We start from the raw sequence: 18,477 nt of genomic DNA on the forward strand, positions 1-18,477 counted from the left end.
CGCCAGTAAACTCCCCAGAGACGCAAACAGGCTCGCGTAACAACTTACGCCCACCTTTCACCCCGTCATCATCGGCTTAAGTATTAGTCACCCTTGAGAATTAGCCAGAAAATTGAAAAAAATATTTACATTGGCTTGCAGTCTGCAATCAGGAAACGCTCGACAAGTTCACAAAACCTATCAGGGTGGGAGATAAACGGCGCATGTGCAGCCTTTTCAACGACTTCCGAACAGGAATCGGGCAGAATCGCATCCATCAGCGGCACCATTTTTCTCGGTACCAGCCCGTCGAGCGCACCGTAAATACGCAGGACTGGCAAGGTCAGTTGCGTCACCGGCTGGCGCAAATCCACGTTGCGTAAAATCTCCAGCCCGCCATTGAGCACGGCCACCGGCGGCATCGGCAGATTCAGAACGATCGATTTAAGCAGCCGCGCATCCTGACGGGCGCTGTCGCTGCCCAGCGTCTGCAGCGCCAGAAAACGCTCAACCGTGCGCTGGAAATCTTCACTTAACTGATGCTGAAAACCCTGTAATACGTCCGGGCGGATCCCCGGCCAGTTTTCATGGGCTGCAAAACAGGGCGATGATGCCACGGTAATCAGTTTTTCCACGCGCTGCGGCGCACTCAGGGCTATCTGGCTGGCCACCAGGCCGCCCAGCGACCAGCCAAGTAATGCGCTTTTCTCCGGCATTGCGGCAAGCACGGTTTCCGCCATCTCTTCCAGCGTCATCGCCCCGAAACCCTCACTGCGGCCATAGCCCGGCAGATCAATCAGATGCAGACAAAATTGCGGCGCAAGTCGCTCTGCCGTGTAACGCCACACTTCGGCATTCAGCCCCCATCCGTGAAGCAGCACAAGATGGCGATCTCCTTCGCCGATAGTCTCCCGGTAAAGCGTATTCATAGCGTATTGTCCGTGTCTGTCTGATTGGCAAAAGGAACCCGCCGCTATGCTAACAATTGCCAGCCGCTGTTGGCTATGCCAGTGTCCGCTGCATCTCCCGGTTCAGGGCATTTGCAGTTTGTGCATGAAACATCTGCCGGTCGCACCGCCCTGCTGCCTGCGCTGCGGATTGCCCTCTTCCGGGGGCCATGCCGATTGCGGACGTTGTCTGTTAAAACCCCCACCGTGGGACGCGATGATCTTCGCCAGCCCTTATGAAATGCCGGTGAGCGGGCTGGTTTTGCGGTTCAAATTCTCCAGGCAACCGGAACTCGACACCACACTTGCCCGTTTACTTTTTCTGCGCTGGCAGGAACGCTACCGGATGAGCAATCTGCCCAGACCCGACGTGCTTCTCAGCGTGCCGCTGCATCAGAAGCGCTATTTCTCGCGCGGGTATAATCAGAGTGAATTGCTCGCGAAGCCGCTGGCACGCTGGCTGCATTGCCAATATCTGCCCGATGCCCTGAGACGCAACCGGCGCACGCCGCCGCAGCAAAGTCTGACCGAGCACGAGAGAAAGTGGAATCTGCGCAAAGCCTTCACCTGCCATGCCAGCCTGCGCGATAAGCACGTGATGTTGCTCGATGATGTGGTCACGACCGGCAGTACTGTCAGGGAAATCAGCAAGATTCTGCGTAATCAGGGCGTTGCTTCGCTGCAAATTGCCTGTATTTGCCGGACTTTACAGGCGTAAGCACGTGCTGCTAACACACTGGCAACGTGAAGGGTGACGGGTAAAAACAAAGGGCGTATTATAACCAACTAGAGTAGTCAACTATTGAGCGAATGTTATGATCCTTATTACCGATGCTGCCCAAGAGCACTTTGCCAAATTGCTGGCAAGCCAGGAAGAAGGCACCCAAATCCGCGTATTCGTGATCAATCCCGGTACGCCAACCGCAGAATGCGGTGTCTCCTATTGCCCACCTGACGCCGTAGAAGCGACGGATACCGAACTCAAGTTCGAGAAACTGTCTGCTTTCATTGATGAATTAAGCGCGCCTTATCTGCAAGACGCCGTGATCGACTTCGTCACCGATCAGCTCGGTTCCCAGCTCACGCTGAAGGCTCCGAACGCCAAAATGCGTAAAGTCTCTGACGATGCGCCGCTGATGGAACGTGTTGAATATCAGTTGCAGTCACAGATTAACCCGCAGTTAGCCAGCCATGGTGGTCGTGTTTCCCTGATGGAAATCACCGACGACGGCATCGCTATCCTGCAATTCGGCGGCGGTTGCAACGGCTGTTCGATGATTGATGTCACCCTGAAAGACGGCATCGAGAAAGAACTGCTGCAAAACTTCCCTGAGCTGAAAGGCGTTCGCGACCTGACTGAACACCAGCGCGGCGAGCACTCCTTCTACTGATCACCTGCTGATCAGTCAGAACATAAAAAGCACCCTTCCGTTGGGTGCTTTTTTTATGCCTGCCTGCGCTGGTTTAAATCACTGAGCAGCGCATCAATATGCTCATCAGCAAACATGTCCTCCAGGGTTCGCGTCAGTTTGCGCCGCCAGTTGGGGTATTCGGTATTGGTGCCCGGCACATTCACCGGCAAATCCATGTCCAGCCAGTCTTCCGGTTGCAAACCCAGCAACGCGCTGGCACTGCCCGCCAGATAACGTTGCAAACCCAGGTTCAGCAGCGGCGTCATCGGCATGTTTTCAGCACTGCGGCTGATCGATTTCGGCACACACTGTGTCAGATGCAGCGCATTAAGAAGCCCCTGCTTGCTACGTTCACGTTCCCCGCGCAGTTTTTCCAGCACCTGCGGATCAGGATAAACACCCAGAGACGCACCGAGCGTTAAATCGCCCCCTTCCCAGTAGCCCCGCAACGTCGGTAAATCATGGGTGGTGACCGTTGCCATCGCTTGTGAAACATAATCTTCCGGCGGCCGGTAAAGGAAGTGTTTATCGTGCTCGAAATACAGCACTTTGTAGGAATACACCCCGCTGTCACGCAGGCTGGCGAGGATTTCTTTCGGCACGGTACCGAGGTCTTCACCAATCACCATGCACTGATGCCGCTGACTTTCCAAAGCCAGCACACCGAGTAAATCCTCCAGCGGATAACGGACATACGCGCCGCTGCCCGCCTCCTGTTCGGCGGGTATCCACCACAAACGCAGCAACCCCATGACGTGATCGATACGCAGTGCACCGCATTCCGCCATGTTTGCACGCAGCAAATCTATGAACGGCTGATAGGCACGGGCTTTCATTTCGTGTGGATCAATGGGCGGAAGCCCCCAGTTTTGTCCCTGCGGCCCGAGAATATCTGGCGGCGCACCGATGGTAGCATTCAGGCAATACAGCGCCGGATCGGACCAGGTTTCCGCGCCGCCTTGCGCTACGCCAACCGCCAGATCACGATACACGCCGATCGGCATCTTCAGCTCAACACTGCGCTGATAACATGCGGAAAACTGCATCTGCGCCAGCCATTGCTGCCACTGATAAAATTCAATTTCACCGGCGTAACGCTCGCTGAATTCCCGCACTTGTGCACTTTTCGCATCACGATAGACTTCCGGCCATACCGGCCAGCCCCACTGGCCTAAATCCAGATCGCGCAGATGCGTATGCAGTGCGTCGAACAACGCCTGCTGTCGCAGGCTGTCGCCACCAAGTGCGACGAAACGGCGAAAATCCTGCTTACGCGGGCTGTCTTCCGGCAACTCGCAAAACAGCGGCCAGGCCAGTTTGAGCGCCGCCGATTTCAGCGCCATCACCAGCGGATAATCGACAAACTCCGTGCTGCGCGCCTGCAGTAACGCCTCGCGCGTCTCTGTCGAATGCCACCAGTCTTGCGCCTCGCGACTGGCGGTAAACTCCTCCACGGCATTCACATCAATGTAGGTCAGATTCAGCCAGCGGCGGGACGACGGACTGTAAGGGCTGGCACTTTGCGGATTCGCCGGATAGAGCGCGTGTATCGGATTCAGCCCGACGAACGCCCCGCCGCGTTTCCCAACTTCTTCGACCATTTTTTTCAGGTCACCGAAGTCGCCTGCGCCCCAGTTATTCTCCGAGCGCAGCGTGTAAAGCTGAACCGTCGCGCCCCACAGTTTTTCCCCTGCCAGCAATGCCTCCGGCTCATAACAGCGCGTCGGCGCGACGATGATCCGGCAAGGCCAGACGTTATCATTTTGCGATAACGTCAACTGGTGATAGCCGGCAGGCAGCGCAGCCCCGAGGTTCAACACGTTGCCTGTCAGGATTTCGCCCTGCGTCTGGCTGCCATTTTCCTGCGTCAGTTGCCATTGAAATGCGCCACTGCCTTCCGGCGTCAGCAACACTTTTTTGCCTTGTGTAAACACTTTGACCGGCGGCACGGGCGTGATTTCCGGCACGTCAGCCGGATCACGCCCCATCGCCGCCAGCAAGGCGACGCGCGTGTCATCTGACACCGTTTCCACGACATCCGTCATATTAATGAAACTGTCTACAATGCCTGCCCGGCGCGCGGCCTCAGCAAGTTGCTTGTCCTCCATGTCGGCTCCTATCGTTTGGCCTGCCAGATGCGCTGCTGATAATCGCGGATGGAACGGTCAGCGCTGAACATGCCTACACGGGCCGTGTTGAGCAAGGTACGGCGGGTCCATTCATCGGCATTACGGTAAAGCGCATCGACCTGTTTTTGCGCCTCGCAATAGGTGGCAAAATCCGCCAGCACCAGATACGGATCACCGCCATCGAGCAGACTGTTGAGCATCAGATCGAAGGCCTTTTTGTCACCACTGGCATAAAAACCGCTGGCCAGTTCGTCGAGAATGGCTTTGAGATGTTTGTCCTTTTTCACCAGCGCTTTCGGCTTGTAGCCTTTTTTCAGCTGCGCTTTTACCTCATCAACGGTCAGTCCAAAGATAAAGATGTTGTCCTCGCCGACTTGTTCGGCAATTTCGACGTTGGCACCATCCAGCGTGCCGACGGTCAGCGCACCGTTCAGCGCCAGTTTCATATTGCCGGTACCGGAAGCTTCTTTGCCTGCGGTAGAAATCTGCTCGGAGACATCCGCCGCCGGGATCATCAGTTCAGCCACCGACACGCAATAATCCGGGATGAATACCACTTTGAGACGATCGGCGACGATCGGATCGTTGTTGATCTTCTCTGCCACCTGATTGATCGCATAGATGATATTTTTGGCGAGGTAATAGCCGGGCGCGGCTTTTGCACCGAACAGGAATACACGCGGCACGATGTCGAGTTTCGGGTTATCGCGGATCTGGCGGTACAGTGAAAGAATGTGCAGAAGATTGAGATGCTGACGTTTGTACTCGTGCAGACGTTTGATCTGCACATCGAAAATCGCGTCCGGATTAAGCCGGATCCCCATGCGCTGCCAGACGTATTCCGCCAGCCGCACTTTGTTATCGTGCTTAATTTTGCGGTACTGTTTGCAGAATTTTTTGTCTTTAACGCCGTCTTCCAGACCTTTCAGCAGGTCCAGATTATTGACCCAACTGTCGGTTTTCAGCCGTTCATCAATCAGTGCCGACAGCGCCGGATTACATTGTTTAAGCCAGCGGCGCGGCGTGATGCCGTTAGTCACGTTATGGAATTTTTCCGGCCACAACTGGTGATACTCCGGGAACAGATCTTTGACCACCAGATCCGAATGCAGCGCCGCCACGCCGTTAACCGCAAAACCCGCGACCACGCAGAGGTTCGCCATACGCACCTGTTTGTCGTGATGCACGGCAAGTTTCGCCCAGACCGCCTCATCACCCGGCCATTCTTTGCTGACCCGTTTCTTAAAGTTGGCGTTGATCTGTTTAATGATCTGGAAATGACGCGGCAACAGGCTGCGCACCAGTCGCTCGTCCCAGGTTTCCAGCGCTTCCGGCATTAGCGTATGGTTGGTGTACGCGAAGGTGCGGCTGGTGATGTGCCACGCGTCATCCCAGCTCAACTGATGCTCGTCGAGCAGCACGCGCAGCATTTCAGGAATAGCGATGGTCGGGTGCGTATCGTTGAGCTGGATGACTTCATAATCCGGCAGTTCGCTGATTTTGCGGCCAAGGAAATGATGACGCCGCAGGATATCGGCCACCGAGCAGGCGCACTGAAAATACTGCTGCATCAGGCGCAGGCGTTTACCGGCCTGATGGTTGTCGTTCGGATACAACACTTTGGTGAGTTTGGCGGCGTCGATACCCTGTTGTTCGGCTTTCAGAAACTCGCCGTCATTAAACTTTTCGAGATCAAACGGGTGCGGATGCGTGGCTTCCCATAAGCGCAGCGGTTGCGTGATACCGTTGCGGTAACCCATTACCGGTAAATCCCAGGCTTCGCCACGCAGGGTAAATTCCGGCTCCCAGCGTGAAACGCCCTGCTCATTTTTCACGATTTTACCGCCAATACCGACGCTGACCGCCAGCGAACTGTTGTGGCGGAACCACGGATATTCGCTGCGGTGCCAGTCGTCCGGCGACTCTTTCTGTTTGCCGTCAACAAAACGCTGGCGGAATAAACCGTACTGATAATTCAGGCCGTAACCGATGCCGGGCTGCCCGACGGAAGCCATCGCATCGAGATAACAGGCCGCCAGCCGTCCCAGCCCGCCATTGCCCAGCGCCGGATCAATTTCTTCTTCCAGCAGGTCGGTCAGGTTGATATCAAACTGCTCCAGCGCAGCGGCAATTTTTTCGTACCAGCCGAGATTAATCAGGTTGTTACCGGTGAGACGCCCGACCAGAAATTCCATCGAGATATAGTTAACGTGGCGGATGACTTTTTTGCTTTTACTGCTGACCGGCTCATTTTGCGGGGGAATTTGTTCCGCGACGGCGGCGCTGACCGCATGCCACCACTGGTGCCGGGTCATATCTGAAGCTGAAGTGAGTCCGAACGCTTGCCACTGGCGGGTGAGCGCCGCCAAAAAAACATCCTGCTTGAACGTGATCTTCGACATAGGGCAGTCTCTTTTCAGTCTGAGGGGACGGAATGCTTCCGTGAGAAAAAGTGTGATCGCGATATCTATGTATAAACCCTATGCTGGAAAAATGCTCACTGCGGGGATGAGGAAAAATGCATGAAATCATGTCGAAGGGATGGCGGAGATGCCATTAAAACCCCGCCCCAACCCTCACCTTCGCAGGGGAGGGGTTTTAATGGCATCTCAATAGCTATTATTTCTGCCCGTAATACGCATCCGGCCCGTGCTTGCGGCTGAAGTGCTTGTGCAGCAAATAATCGTCCATCGGGGTTTGGTCACGTCGGATTGAACCGGTGATCCACGCCATTTTCGCGACTTCTTCCAGCACCACCGCGTTGTGTACCGCCTGTTCCGGCGTGATTCCCCAGCAGAACGGGCCATGCTGGGCGACCAGAATACCCGGCATATGCAGCGGATCGATGCCGGTCAGCGACGCGGCGATAACTTTGCCGGTTTCCAGTTCGTACTCTCCGCTGACTTCCTGACGCGATAAAGGCCGGGTGCAGGGAATGGCACCGGCAAAATAATCCGCGTGTGTGGTGCCGAGTGGCGGGATGGCGACGCCGGCCTGCGCCCATGAGGTCGCATAGGTCGAATGGGTATGCACGATGCCACCAAGCTGCGGGAAACGGGCGTAAAGTTCGAGATGCGTGGCGGTATCTGAAGAGGGTTTGTAATGCCCTTCCACGACGTCGCCTTGCAGGTTCAGCACGACCATATCGCTGACCTGCATTTTCTCGTATTCCACGCCGCTCGGTTTGATCACAACAATACCGCGCTCGCGATCAATACCGCTGACATTCCCCCACGTGAAGGTCACCAGACCAAAAGCGGGCAGCGCCATGTTGGCTTCAAATACGCGTTGTTTCAGTGCATCCGTCATCGGGTTTCCTCCATGTTAAGCCCGGCTTTCTGCATTTTATCGACCACCCAGGCGCGGGCGTTGCGCACTTCCTGCATCGGATCGGCGGCGGTTTCGCTCCACATTTCGATCAGGTACGGCCCGCGATAACCGCTTTTTTGCAGCGTGGCAAAGCAACGCTCGAACTCCACCACGCCGTTGCCAAAGGGGACGTTTTTGAATACGCCGGGCTGTGTGTCTTTAACATGCACAGCGACGATATGCCCTGCGCCGCTTGCCAGTTCCATCTGCACGTCGTTATCCCATGCCGATAAATTGCCGATATCCGGATAAAGCTGGAACCACGGATTGTTCAGGTAATGACTGTAACCCAGCGCTTTGCTGATCGAATTCATCAGCGGGTAATCCATGATTTCCATCGCCAGCGTGACCTGCGCACGACTGGCCATTTCGACGGACTCCTGCAAGCCATCGCGAAAACGCTCGCGGGTATTTTCATTGGCCTGCTGGTAATACACGTCATAACCGGCAAGCTGGATCACGCGAATGCCGAGATCCTGCGCCAGCACGATGGCCTTGCGCATGATTTCCAGACCCTGATTGCGGGTTTCATCATCTTCTGCACCAAGCGGGAACCGCCGGTGTGCGCTCAGGCACATGGACGGAATGCGGATGCCGGTGCGTGATATTGCATCAACTACCTGCAAACGTTGCTCGCGTGACCAGTCCAGCCGCGCCAGCCGGTTGTCGGTTTCATCCACCGACATTTCAACGAAATCGAAGCCCAGCTCTTTCGCCAGTGTCAGGCGCATCAGCCAGTCTTCGCCCGCAGGCAGGGCTTTTTCATAGATACCGAGTGGAACGGCTTTATGCATCATTCGGTGTTCCTTAGCCCCAGAGCTGGCGAATGGATTTTTTGAACTGACGTGCTGCGTCAACCGGATCTTTGGCGTCGCGGATACTACGTCCGGCGATAAAGACGTGCACCGGAATGTCTTTAAATAGCGGCAAATCTTCCAGCGCCAGTCCGCCGGTAATGGTCACTTTAAAGCCCATGGCGGAAAGGCGTTTAATCGCCGAGATATCGGCATCGCTCCACGCCACCCCGGCGGCCTGCGCGTCGCGGCTGCGGTGATAAACCACCTGCCCGATGCCTGCGTCGTGCCATTCCTGCGCCTGTTCCCACGTCCAGTAACCGGTCAGCTCAATCTGCACGTCGCCGTTAAATTCTTTCGCCACTTCCAGCGCACCTTTGGTGGTGTTGATGTCGGCACAGCAAATCACCGTCACCCAGTCAGCATGGGCTTCGAAACACATGCGCGAGAGGATTTTTCCGGCATCGGCGATTTTGGCATCGGCCAGCACAATTTTTTCCGGATACAGCGCCTTGAGGTCACGCACCGCGCGCACACCTTCTGCGACACATAAAATAGTGCCAACTTCGATAATGTCGACTTCGCTGGCGATCAGACGCGTGGTTTTGTAAGCGTCGTCCATCGACTGGTTATCCAGCGCCACCTGCAACATCGGTAATGAATGAGACATAATATATTCCTTCTCTGCTAACGAATTAGTGAACCGCCGTGGCGGAGGTCAGGTCGATCAGATCCAGCACCTGTTGCGCCGTAGTGCAGGCACGCAGGCGGTCAAAATTGGCTTCATCATCAAACAGGTTCACCACCTGCATGATGCCGATTTCCTGATGCGCATTGGCATCCACCGCCGCCAGCGTGATGAGAATGTCCACCGGATCGTTATCTTCATGATTGAACACCAGCGGTTTTTTCAGCGTCACCAGCGCAAAACCGGTTTTCAGCACACCTTCTTCCGGACGGCCATGCGGCATGGCAAGCCCGGGCGCGATCACGAAATACGGCCCGAAACGTTCGACGCCGTCCAGAATCGCCTGGTAATAACGCGGCTCTACCACTCCGGCTTCCACCAGCATATCGACGCCAATTTTCACTGCGCCCTGCCAGGTTTCTGCTTCTGCGTTGAGGCGAATCGAGTTGTTTTCAGCCAGCGAATCTCGCAGTTTCATACATCGCTCCTTACTTTTTCAGGTCTGCGGAAAAGTGCGCGTTAATCACTTCCATCACTTTCGGACCGAAGTCCGCCGCCGACAGCATGTTGCGCACGCCGACCACGTATTTGTTGCCGCTGACGGTGATTTCATCCGCCACGTGCGTGGAGGCGACAATAATGTCAGCCCCGCTCAGCTCGGATTTGTATTCCCCCACCGCGCAGCTATTCATGGTGTGATCCACGCCTTCCTGCGTCAGAAACTGGCCGATTTTCATCTTCATGATCATCGAACTGCCTTGCCCGCAACCGCATACCGCCAGAATTCGTACTGTCATGGGAACCTCTTTATTTTGTGAGAAGTTATTTGTGAGAAGTCATTAGTGAACAGTCATTAGTGAGAAACGGACTGATTAAGCGCCTGTTTTTCAGCATCTTCTTCGGCCCGCAATGCGCGACCCGCGAAGAACATGTAGAGCAGCACAATCACCCCAATGACGCCTATAAAGGCCATACCGATGCTGAAGAAGCCCTGCATCATTGGCGGTGCCAGAATCGACCAGTCTGCCATGCCCATCCAGGCGCTCAGGCCGGTGAGTTTGATGGCCCAGACGCAGCCGAAGATTTCGATCATCCCCATCACCAGACAGATTTTCAGCGCCGCGCGCCAGCCGCCGAAGTGATTGGCAAACACGCCGATGGTGGCGTTAGAGAAGAACATCGGGATAAAGCCGGGGATGATCATGATGGAAGAGCCCATGCCAAACAGAATGGCGACAGCAATCAGCTGGCCGATGGTGCCCCACATAAAGCCCCAGACCACGGCGTTCGGCGCAAAGCTGTAAATAGCCGCGCAGTCGATGGCCAGCACGGCACCGGGGATCAGGCGTTGGGAGATGCCGTTAAAGGCTTCGGTCAGTTCAGCAACGAACATACGCACGCCCTGAATAATGATGAAAATCGCCACTGCAAACATCAGACCGGTTTGCAGGATGTAAATCGTCCAGTGGGTTTTTCCGGCCATTTGCTGCAGGGTGTCGAGGCCGAAGGAACACAGAATGATGCCGAAGAACACGGTCATCACGATGGCGGTAGACACGATATTGTCATGGAAAATATTCAGCCAGCCCGGCAGTTTGAGATCTTCAACACTGTCTTCTTTCTTCCCGAGATACGGCGCGATTTTATAAGCGATCCACGAGGCAAATTGCTGCTGGTGACCAATCGAGAAGCCGCTGTTTTCGGTCACGGCCTGCGTCGGTTTGTACATCATGTTCGAGGTAATGCCCCAGTACAGCGACACCAGAATTGCGGTTGACCAGATGGTGGTCCACATCGGATAGCCCATGATGAAGAAGAACACCGCAATCAGCCCCGCCTGCTGGAACATGATGTGGCCGGTGAGCATGATGGTGCGAATGCCGGTAATGCGGCGGAATACCACCATCAGGATATTCAGCGCCAGGGCGATCAGCACCGCGTAACCGACCCAGCTATAGGCCTCGCCCATGCGCTCCACCGTGGCCATCATTGAGGCATAGGTATCTGATATTGCACCGTTAATGCCATACACTTCTGAAAGTTTTGCCACCACCGGTTTGAAGGTACCGGTCAGAATGCCGGACCCCGCCTGCAGTAACATAAAGCCGATAATGGTTTTGATGGTGCCCTTGATAATCACCGTCGCGCTCTTCCTGAGCAGGATGTAACCGAGCATGGTCACAATACCCAGCAGCAACGGCGCGTTAGTCATTACCTGATTAAAAAATACGGTGAAGATGGTGTAGAGGAATTCCATAAGACTCTCCGTCTGACCTTGTTTGATCTCTTCAACGCACTTGAACATAACCGCTGCGCTAAAAAGTGAGGGACAAACGCACTCTAATGCTCACATCGAATCAAATAAAGATTCGCAATGATTATTTGTGAGCAGTCTCGCAAGATATCGTCATCGGCAGAATGAGCTAACAAACTAAATCACTCTGTTTTTATGATAAATATCAGCCATATACTACAAAAAAAGGCATGTGAAAACCGCCTGAAATCCTCCCATCCTCCTTTGTCACCCCCTGCTTAATGCTAAAAATCGCTCGTTTATAATCATTGTCATTATGAATTTTCGATGATAAGTTCTCACAAACAAATCATATATAATCACTAAATGATTTATTGTGACTCTATTTCAAAGCCAACTCAGATGAGGGAATACTATGAGCAAAGTAGAAACGATCAGCCGCGAATCCTGGATCCTCAGCACTTTCCCGGAATGGGGCACCTGGTTAAACGAAGAGATCGAGCAGGAAAAGGTCGCGCCGGGCACTTTTGCCATGTGGTGGCTGGGCTGTACAGGGATCTGGCTGAAGTCTGAGGGCGGCGCGAATATTTGTGTCGATTTCTGGTGTGGCGTCGGCAAGCAAAATCACAGCAGCCCGCTGATGAAAACCGGCCACCAGATGCAGCGCATGGCCGGTGTAAAGAAGCTCCAGCCAAATCTGCGCACCACACCGTTTGTGCTCGATCCCTTTGCGATCAGGGAGATCGACGCGGTGTTATCCACCCACGATCATAACGATCATATCGATGTGAACGTGGCCGCCGCGGTCATGCAAAACTGTGCTGCTGACGTGCCCTTTATCGGCCCGCAAACCTGTGTGGATTTGTGGATGAGCTGGGGCGTGCCCGCCAGTCGTTGCATCGTGATGACGCCGGGCAAAGTGGTGAGGATCAAAGACGTGGAAATTCACGCACTGGATTCTTTCGACCGCACGGTGCTGATCACCCTGCCCGCAGACCAGAAAGCCGCAGGGGTATTGCCGGATATGATGGATCAGCGCGCGGTGAATTATTTGTTCAAAACGCCGGGCGGTAACCTGTATCACAGCGGCGATTCGCACTATTCCAACTACTACGCCAAACACGGTAACGAATATCAGATAGACGTGGCGCTCGGCTCTTATGGCGAAAACCCGCGTGGTGTGACCGACAAAATGACCAGCGTCGATATGCTGCGCATGGCGGAATCCCTCAACACCAAAGTCGTTATTCCGTTCCACCATGATATCTGGTCGAATTTCCAGGCCGATCCGCAGGAAATCCGCGTGCTGTGGGAGATGAAAAAAGATCGCCTGAAATACGGCTTCAAGCCGTTTATCTGGCAGGTCGGCGGTAAATTCACGTATCCGGATGATAAGGATAACTTCGAGTATCACTATCCGCGTGGCTTTGACGACTGCTTTACTACCGAGACTGATCTGCCATTCAAGTCTTTCTTATAAAGTATGTTATGAACAGGCGGAGGCAACAGACTCCGCTTTTTTATAAACCATGTAATTGCCATTACTGCTCGTTTATAATCACGCGGTAATCACCTATTTACCTGCGGAGCCACCATGACTGAGCCACAACGCCACAACGCTATTCTCGATCTGCTGCAACGTCAGGGGCAGATTTCCGTCGCTGATGTGATTGATCAGTTTGATATTTCACCCGCTACGGCGCGTCGTGACATCACCAAGCTCAACGAACTGGGCAAACTGCGGAAAGTGCGCAATGGCGCTGAAGCCGTGAATCAGCCACGCCAGAACTGGACACCGCTGAATATCCATCAGACGCACAATCTCAACGAGAAAATGCGCATCGCCAAAGCGGCATCCGAACTGTGCCAGCCGGGTGAAAGCGTGGTGATAAACTGCGGTTCGACGGCGTTTCTGCTCGGCCGTGAAATGTGCGGAAAAGACATTCAGGTCATTACCAATTATCTGCCGCTGGCCAATTATCTGATTGAACAGGAGCACGACAGCGTGGTGATCATGGGCGGTCAGTACAATAAAAGTCAGTCAATTACGCTGGCACCACAAGACGGCGATGCCAGCCTGTATGCCGGGCACTGGATGTTCACCAGCGGCGCGGGGCTGACCGCCGATGGCCTGTACAAAACCGATATGCTGACCGCGATGGCCGAGCAGAAGATGTTGAATTATGTTGGGAATTTGGCGGTACTGGTCGACAGCAGCAAAATCGGCCAGCGCGCGGGCATGCTGTTCAGCCGTACCGAACAAATCGATGTGCTGATCACCGGCAAAGAAGCGAATGATGAAATCATCGGGCAATTACGTCAGAAAGGCGTGCAGGTGATCCTGGTTTAGCCTTTATCCCTGTATTTCGTCTGGTCTTAGTTGTGCAATTATTGGGTAGAATGGCGGCATAACCTTTTATGAGGCAAGACCAGAATGGAACAATTTGAAGCAATCAGCGTTGAACAAGCACATTCCCGCCTGACCTCAGGCGAAGCCGTGATGGTCGATATTCGTGACCCGCAAAGCTTCGGCGCAGCACATGCACCTGGCGCTTATCACCTGAGCAACGACAGCCTGCCTGCGTTTATCCAGCAGGCCGATGCCAAAACACCGGTACTGGTGATGTGCTATCACGGCATCAGCAGCCGCGGTGCCGCGCAATTTTTGATTTCTCAGGGTTTCGAATCGGTCTACAGCGTTGACGGCGGTTTCGAAGCCTGGTCGCAAACCTTCCCGCAAGATATTGAAGCCTGATCCCTCTTTATTGACGCCGGCGCACGCTATAGTCTTTATAACCAGGCTAATGAGTTTGCGCCGAAAATGTTCTTAAGCTGAAAAAGCTACCTTTCTCCAGTGTTGATATAATTTCTGCCTACTATCGACAGGATTCCAAGATGAAACATCTGAACACTTCACGTTCTTTAGGGATGCGTACGCTCGCCGTTCATGGCGGACAGCAGCCCGATGCCCTGACCGGCGCGATTGCGACACCTATCACCGCCGCATCGGCATTTTCATATCCGGATTTTGACAGCGGCGCCCGCCGTTTCAGCGGTGAAGAACCGGGTTATATTTACAGCCGTTTCGCCAATCCGACGGTGGCCGTTTTTGAACAGAAACTGGCGGCGCTCGAAGGTGCAGAAACCGCCGTTGCCTGCGCAAGTGGCATGGCAGCGATCAGCGCCACGTTGTTTGCCCTGCTGGTTCCCGGCGATGAAATCATTCATATCGGCACGCTGTATGGCGGCACTGAAGGCGTGGTGCGTAACCTGCTGCCACGTTATGGCATCAAACCGGTTCACGTTACCCATGTGAGCGAACTGGAAGCGGCATTCACAAAAAACACCAAAGTGGTGCTGGTGGAAACCCCGGCTAACCCGGGACTGGATATCGCCGATCTGGCTGAAGTCGCCCGTCTGTCGAAAGCCGCCGGTGCAGTCAGTGTGGCGGATAATACTTTTGCCACACCGTACCTGACGCGCCCGCTGGAACTGGGCATTGATATCGTTCTGCATTCCGCGACCAAATACATCAGCGGCCACGGCGATGCGACCGGTGGCGTAGTGGCCGGTTCGGCGGCATTAATCACGCCAATCCGCACCCTGAGTCTGAAGCAGTTCGGTGGCAACCTGAGCCCGTTCGAAGCCAGCCTGCTGATCCGCGGCCTGAAAACTCTGCCGCTGCGCGTCGAAGCCAGTTCGCTGAGCGCACAGGCGGTGGCGGAATTCCTCGACGGCCACAGCGCGGTAGACACCGTGTTCTATCCGGGGCTGAAGCAGCATCCGGGACATGCCACCGCCTCAAAACAAATGAAACTGTTTGGCGGGATTATGGCCATTGAGCTGAAAGGCGGCCTCAACGCCGCACGGACGTTCCTCGATAAGCTGAGCATCATCACGCAGGCGGTATCGCTCGGCGACACCGATTCGCTGGCCTGCCATCCGGCATCGACAACGCACAGCGCCGTCGCGCCGGAAGTTCGCCGCCAGAGCGGTATCACCGACGGACTGGTGCGCATCAGCATCGGTATCGAAGATACCGAAGACCTGATTGCTGATCTGCAACAGGCGCTGGAAGGGCTTTAAGCGGATCTGAAATCACGCTCAGCATCACATCTCCTGCATGCTAAAGTGTAATTATTATGGCGATATAGAGCATATATCGCCATAATACTTTCAGTTTACACTTCAAATTGGCTGCTACCATGCCCCGAAAAACATCGCCCTTGCTTCCGGCAACTGAATCGCTATTAACTGAGTTTGGCGATCGTCTTCGTCTGGCGAGGTTGCGCCGCAAACTGACGGCAGCACAGGTCGCAGAACGGGCAGGTATGGTTCCCATGACATTGCGCAATCTTGAACGCGGCAACACAGGCGTCACTCTCGGTGCCTGTCTGGCGGTAATGCAGGTTCTGGGCGTAGAACAAGATCTCAATTTGTTGCTCAAAGATGATCCGTTCGGCCGCCAGTTGCAGGACGCTACATTAATTCCCCGTAAACCCACCTCACGCAACTCCCGTTCAAAACGGACGCCTTCCTCTGTGTCCTCAGATAATACTCTTTTAAAACAAGATGAACCGGATACAGAAAGTGACTGGGCTAAGGATGATTTTTTAAGTGCGGGTTCATTAGCGTCACTGCTTCAAGGTGGTGAAAATACCGGTAAAAAAACCCATAAAAGGACGAAGAAATGACGGTAAGGATTGCCGTGTATGCCGACTGGGCGCCCCTCCCATCGCCTTTGCGCATCGGTTATCTCAATGTGCATCAGGCTGCAGGTCGCGAAATTTTTGCCTTTGAATATGATCAGGCTGCGCTGGAGCATCCTGATTTTGCCCATCTTCAGCTTGATCCACGAATAGGGTTATTCACTGGCCCCCAATATCCGGCACAAAGGCAGGATATTTTTGGTGCCTTTGCGGATACCAGTCCGGATCGCTGGGGACGGTTGTTGATGAAAAGACGGCTGGAACGTGAAAAACGGGCAGGTGTGGCCTCTGCAAGCCAGCGTCTTTATGAATCTGATTACCTGCTGGGCGTGCATGACAGTTTTCGTATCGGCGCGCTGCGGTTTCGGCTCAATGATGAAGGCAATTTTCTGGATGACCGTCATGATGTCGCTGCTCCTCCTTTCATTCAAATTCGTGAACTCGAAGCCGCCAGCCGGGCGCTGGAAAAGGACCGTGAAAATCAGGATGCCGCAGGAGATGAATGGTTACGTTTACTGATTGCACCAGGCGGATCGCTTGGCGGCGCCCGCCCAAAAGCCAGCGTCAGCGCACCAGATGGTCATCTGTGGATAGCAAAATTTCCCAGCATTAATGACGAATATGATATCGGTGCATGGGAGTTGGTCGTCAATACGCTGGCAAAAGCCTGTGGTCTGAATGTGCCTGAAAGCCTTGCCCGCCGCTACGCCAATCCTCATCATTGTTTTTTAGTGAAGCGTTTTGACCGGACGACAGAGGGTCAGCGTAAACACTTTGCCTCGGCGATGACGCTGACCGGCCATCAGGATGGCGACGACGCCTCTTCAGGTATCAGCTACCTTGAGCTGGCGGCGGTAATTATTAATCAGGGCGCGCAGCCAAATCAGGATTTACGCGAACTCTGGTCGCGTATCGTGTTCAATTTGCTGGTATCCAATACCGACGATCATCTGCGCAATCACGGTTTTCTACTGGAACCGGGAAAAGGATGGCGTCTTTCACCCGCCTATGACATGAATCCGGTGGCGCAAAGCACAGGATTAAAACTGAATATCAGCGAATCCGATAATGCGATGGATCTCGATTTAGCGCTTTCTGTCGCGCCGGTGTTTAGGATTTCAAACAGCGATGCGCTGGATATCATCCGTCGCTGCCAGCAAATCGTCAGACAGTGGCCAACGATTGCCAGCAAAATTGGCCTCTCTGTACGCGAGCAAAATGCGATGTCATCAGCATTTAGGTTAGCATGACCCTGTTAACCAGAAGCCTGCTGACAGATAATCAGGCGATACCATTATCGCCTGTCTACATAACAATGAATTACCGCAGTCAAACAATTAGGGAAACCGCTAAACGCTATGGTGCGCATTCTTAACCTGAACAACCCCCGCCTGGCTCAGGCTTTTGTCGATTACATGGCAACCCAGGGTTTTACGCTGACGATGAAACACGAAAGTCAGGAAGTGCAGCTCTGGCTGGAAGATGAATCCCGTCTGGAAGAGGCCGAGAAGCAGGTGGCGCTGTTTGTGCGCGATCCCCTGCATCCACGCTATCAGGAAGCAAGCTGGAAAACCGGCAAGGCACAGCCACATTTAAAGATGTCGCACACGCCCTTCCTGAAAACCCTGCGCAGCCGCGCCGGGCCGCTGACGATAGGCATGATTGTGCTGAGTCTGGCGGTGTTTATCCTGCAACAGATGGTCGGCGACGAACTGGTGATGAGCTGGCTCGCCTGGCCGGACAGTTCGCGCGTTTTCCAGTTATGGCGCTGGTTCACCCCGGCTCTGATGAATTTCTCCTTTATTGCCTTGCTGATTAATCTGGCATGGTGGTGGTATCTCGCCAGCCAGATTGAGATGCATCTGGGCAGCGGCAAACTGTTCACCGTGACACTCATTTCGGCCCTGATCAGCGGCTGGGGCCAGTCGATGGTCAGCGGTTCGTGGTTCGGCGGATTATCCGGTGTGGTGTACGCGCTGATGGGTTACGCCTGGCTGACCGGCCAGTTGAAACCGGAAAGTCGTCTGTATGTGCCCGGCGGATTACTGGTCATTTCGCTGATTTTTATGTTCATTGGCTATGCTACGGGCGGCGCGGCCGTGTCGAATGCCGCGCATGCGTTTGGTCTGGGCCTCGGCCTGATCATGGCATTTGTTGACACGCGCACTCCGCGCAACAAAAAAAATAAGTAGGGGA

The 18,477-nt window shown here is 54.3% G+C and carries 19 protein-coding genes; 9 read left to right on the forward strand and 10 right to left on the reverse strand.

Features of this window, described 5'->3' with window-relative positions:
- Window positions 1-125: 125 nt before the first annotated feature.
- Window positions 126-908 (reverse strand): pimeloyl-ACP methyl ester esterase BioH, encoded by a 783-nt coding sequence (gene bioH / locus GW591_RS18920; protein WP_013573575.1) that lies wholly within the window; start codon window positions 906-908, stop codon window positions 126-128.
- Window positions 909-954: 46 nt separating this feature from the next.
- On the opposite strand from bioH, the gene gntX reads away from it, so the two are divergent.
- Both gntX and nfuA read left to right on the forward strand, forming a co-directional pair.
- The gene (gene gntX / locus GW591_RS18925) at window positions 955-1,644 is read left to right on the forward strand and encodes a DNA utilization protein GntX (RefSeq protein WP_112151935.1); all 690 of its coding nucleotides are present in this window, start codon (window positions 955-957) and stop codon (window positions 1,642-1,644) included.
- Window positions 1,645-1,741: 97 nt separating this feature from the next.
- Window positions 1,742-2,317 carry a Fe-S biogenesis protein NfuA gene (gene nfuA / locus GW591_RS18930; RefSeq protein ID WP_013573573.1) on the forward strand — a complete coding sequence of 192 codons (576 nt, stop codon included), beginning with the start codon at window positions 1,742-1,744 and terminating at the stop codon, window positions 2,315-2,317.
- Window positions 2,318-2,370: 53 nt separating this feature from the next.
- Here nfuA and malQ read toward each other — a convergent pair whose 3' ends face one another.
- From malQ to ulaA, 8 genes are all read right to left on the reverse strand, one after another.
- Window positions 2,371-4,446 (reverse strand): 4-alpha-glucanotransferase, encoded by a 2,076-nt coding sequence (gene malQ, locus GW591_RS18935; RefSeq protein WP_166861242.1) that lies wholly within the window; start codon window positions 4,444-4,446, stop codon window positions 2,371-2,373.
- Window positions 4,447-4,454: 8 nt separating this feature from the next.
- Entirely contained in the window at window positions 4,455-6,869 is a 2,415-nt protein-coding gene (gene malP, locus GW591_RS18940; protein ID WP_013573571.1) for a maltodextrin phosphorylase, read from the reverse strand.
- A gap of 217 nt (window positions 6,870-7,086) precedes the next feature.
- Window positions 7,087-7,776, reverse strand: a complete 690-nt coding sequence (locus tag GW591_RS18945) for an L-ribulose-5-phosphate 4-epimerase (protein WP_013573569.1) — start codon at window positions 7,774-7,776, stop codon at window positions 7,087-7,089.
- Complete coding sequence (locus GW591_RS18950; RefSeq protein WP_112151938.1) at window positions 7,773-8,633, reverse strand: L-ribulose-5-phosphate 3-epimerase; 861 nt, start codon at window positions 8,631-8,633, stop codon at window positions 7,773-7,775. Before GW591_RS18950 ends, GW591_RS18945 begins: the two co-directional genes overlap by 4 nt.
- Window positions 8,634-8,643: 10 nt before the next feature.
- On the reverse strand, window positions 8,644-9,300 hold the full coding sequence (locus tag GW591_RS18955) for a 3-keto-L-gulonate-6-phosphate decarboxylase UlaD (RefSeq protein WP_013573567.1): 657 nt from the start codon (window positions 9,298-9,300) through the stop codon (window positions 8,644-8,646).
- Between the two features lie 25 nt (window positions 9,301-9,325).
- Complete coding sequence (gene ulaC, locus GW591_RS18960; protein ID WP_112151939.1) at window positions 9,326-9,796, reverse strand: PTS ascorbate transporter subunit IIA; 471 nt, start codon at window positions 9,794-9,796, stop codon at window positions 9,326-9,328.
- 10 nt (window positions 9,797-9,806) lie between these two features.
- Window positions 9,807-10,115, reverse strand: coding sequence for a PTS ascorbate transporter subunit IIB (gene ulaB / locus GW591_RS18965; RefSeq protein WP_013573565.1), 309 nt, complete (start codon window positions 10,113-10,115; stop codon window positions 9,807-9,809).
- A 56-nt stretch (window positions 10,116-10,171) separates the two neighbouring features.
- Window positions 10,172-11,575: a PTS ascorbate transporter subunit IIC gene (ulaA, locus tag GW591_RS18970; RefSeq protein ID WP_112151940.1), complete on the reverse strand. Its 1,404-nt coding sequence runs from the start codon at window positions 11,573-11,575 to the stop codon at window positions 10,172-10,174.
- Between the two features lie 412 nt (window positions 11,576-11,987).
- Between ulaA and ulaG the strand changes: the two genes are divergently transcribed.
- From ulaG to GW591_RS18990, 4 genes are all read left to right on the forward strand, one after another.
- The gene (ulaG, locus tag GW591_RS18975; protein WP_013573563.1) at window positions 11,988-13,052 is read left to right on the forward strand and encodes an L-ascorbate 6-phosphate lactonase; all 1,065 of its coding nucleotides are present in this window, start codon (window positions 11,988-11,990) and stop codon (window positions 13,050-13,052) included.
- Between the two features lie 114 nt (window positions 13,053-13,166).
- Complete coding sequence (gene ulaR, locus GW591_RS18980) at window positions 13,167-13,922, forward strand: HTH-type transcriptional regulator UlaR (RefSeq protein ID WP_013573562.1); 756 nt, start codon at window positions 13,167-13,169, stop codon at window positions 13,920-13,922.
- 84 nt (window positions 13,923-14,006) lie between these two features.
- Window positions 14,007-14,327 (forward strand): thiosulfate sulfurtransferase GlpE, encoded by a 321-nt coding sequence (gene glpE / locus GW591_RS18985; protein ID WP_037033715.1) that lies wholly within the window; start codon window positions 14,007-14,009, stop codon window positions 14,325-14,327.
- Window positions 14,328-14,467: 140 nt separating this feature from the next.
- A complete protein-coding gene (locus GW591_RS18990) occupies window positions 14,468-15,658 on the forward strand; it encodes a trans-sulfuration enzyme family protein (RefSeq protein ID WP_166861244.1) in 1,191 nt (396 codons plus the stop codon).
- 114 nt (window positions 15,659-15,772) lie between these two features.
- Here GW591_RS18990 and GW591_RS24160 read toward each other — a convergent pair whose 3' ends face one another.
- A complete protein-coding gene (locus GW591_RS24160) occupies window positions 15,773-15,919 on the reverse strand; it encodes a hypothetical protein (protein ID WP_223509957.1) in 147 nt (48 codons plus the stop codon).
- On the opposite strand from GW591_RS24160, the gene GW591_RS18995 reads away from it, so the two are divergent.
- From GW591_RS18995 to glpG, 3 genes are all read left to right on the forward strand, one after another.
- Window positions 15,859-16,266 carry a helix-turn-helix domain-containing protein gene (locus tag GW591_RS18995; protein ID WP_232829664.1) on the forward strand — a complete coding sequence of 136 codons (408 nt, stop codon included), beginning with the start codon at window positions 15,859-15,861 and terminating at the stop codon, window positions 16,264-16,266. The genes GW591_RS24160 and GW591_RS18995 overlap by 61 nt on opposite strands.
- On the forward strand, window positions 16,263-17,531 hold the full coding sequence (locus tag GW591_RS19000) for a type II toxin-antitoxin system HipA family toxin (protein WP_013573558.1): 1,269 nt from the start codon (window positions 16,263-16,265) through the stop codon (window positions 17,529-17,531). The genes GW591_RS18995 and GW591_RS19000 overlap by 4 nt, the downstream gene beginning before the upstream one ends.
- A gap of 108 nt (window positions 17,532-17,639) precedes the next feature.
- Window positions 17,640-18,473, forward strand: coding sequence for a rhomboid family intramembrane serine protease GlpG (glpG, locus tag GW591_RS19005; protein ID WP_013573557.1), 834 nt, complete (start codon window positions 17,640-17,642; stop codon window positions 18,471-18,473).
- The last annotated feature ends 4 nt before the right edge of the window (window positions 18,474-18,477 follow it).

Origin of the sequence: Rahnella aceris, from assembly GCF_011684115.1 — a bacterium.
Classification (GTDB): Bacteria; Pseudomonadota; Gammaproteobacteria; order Enterobacterales; family Enterobacteriaceae; genus Rahnella; species Rahnella aceris.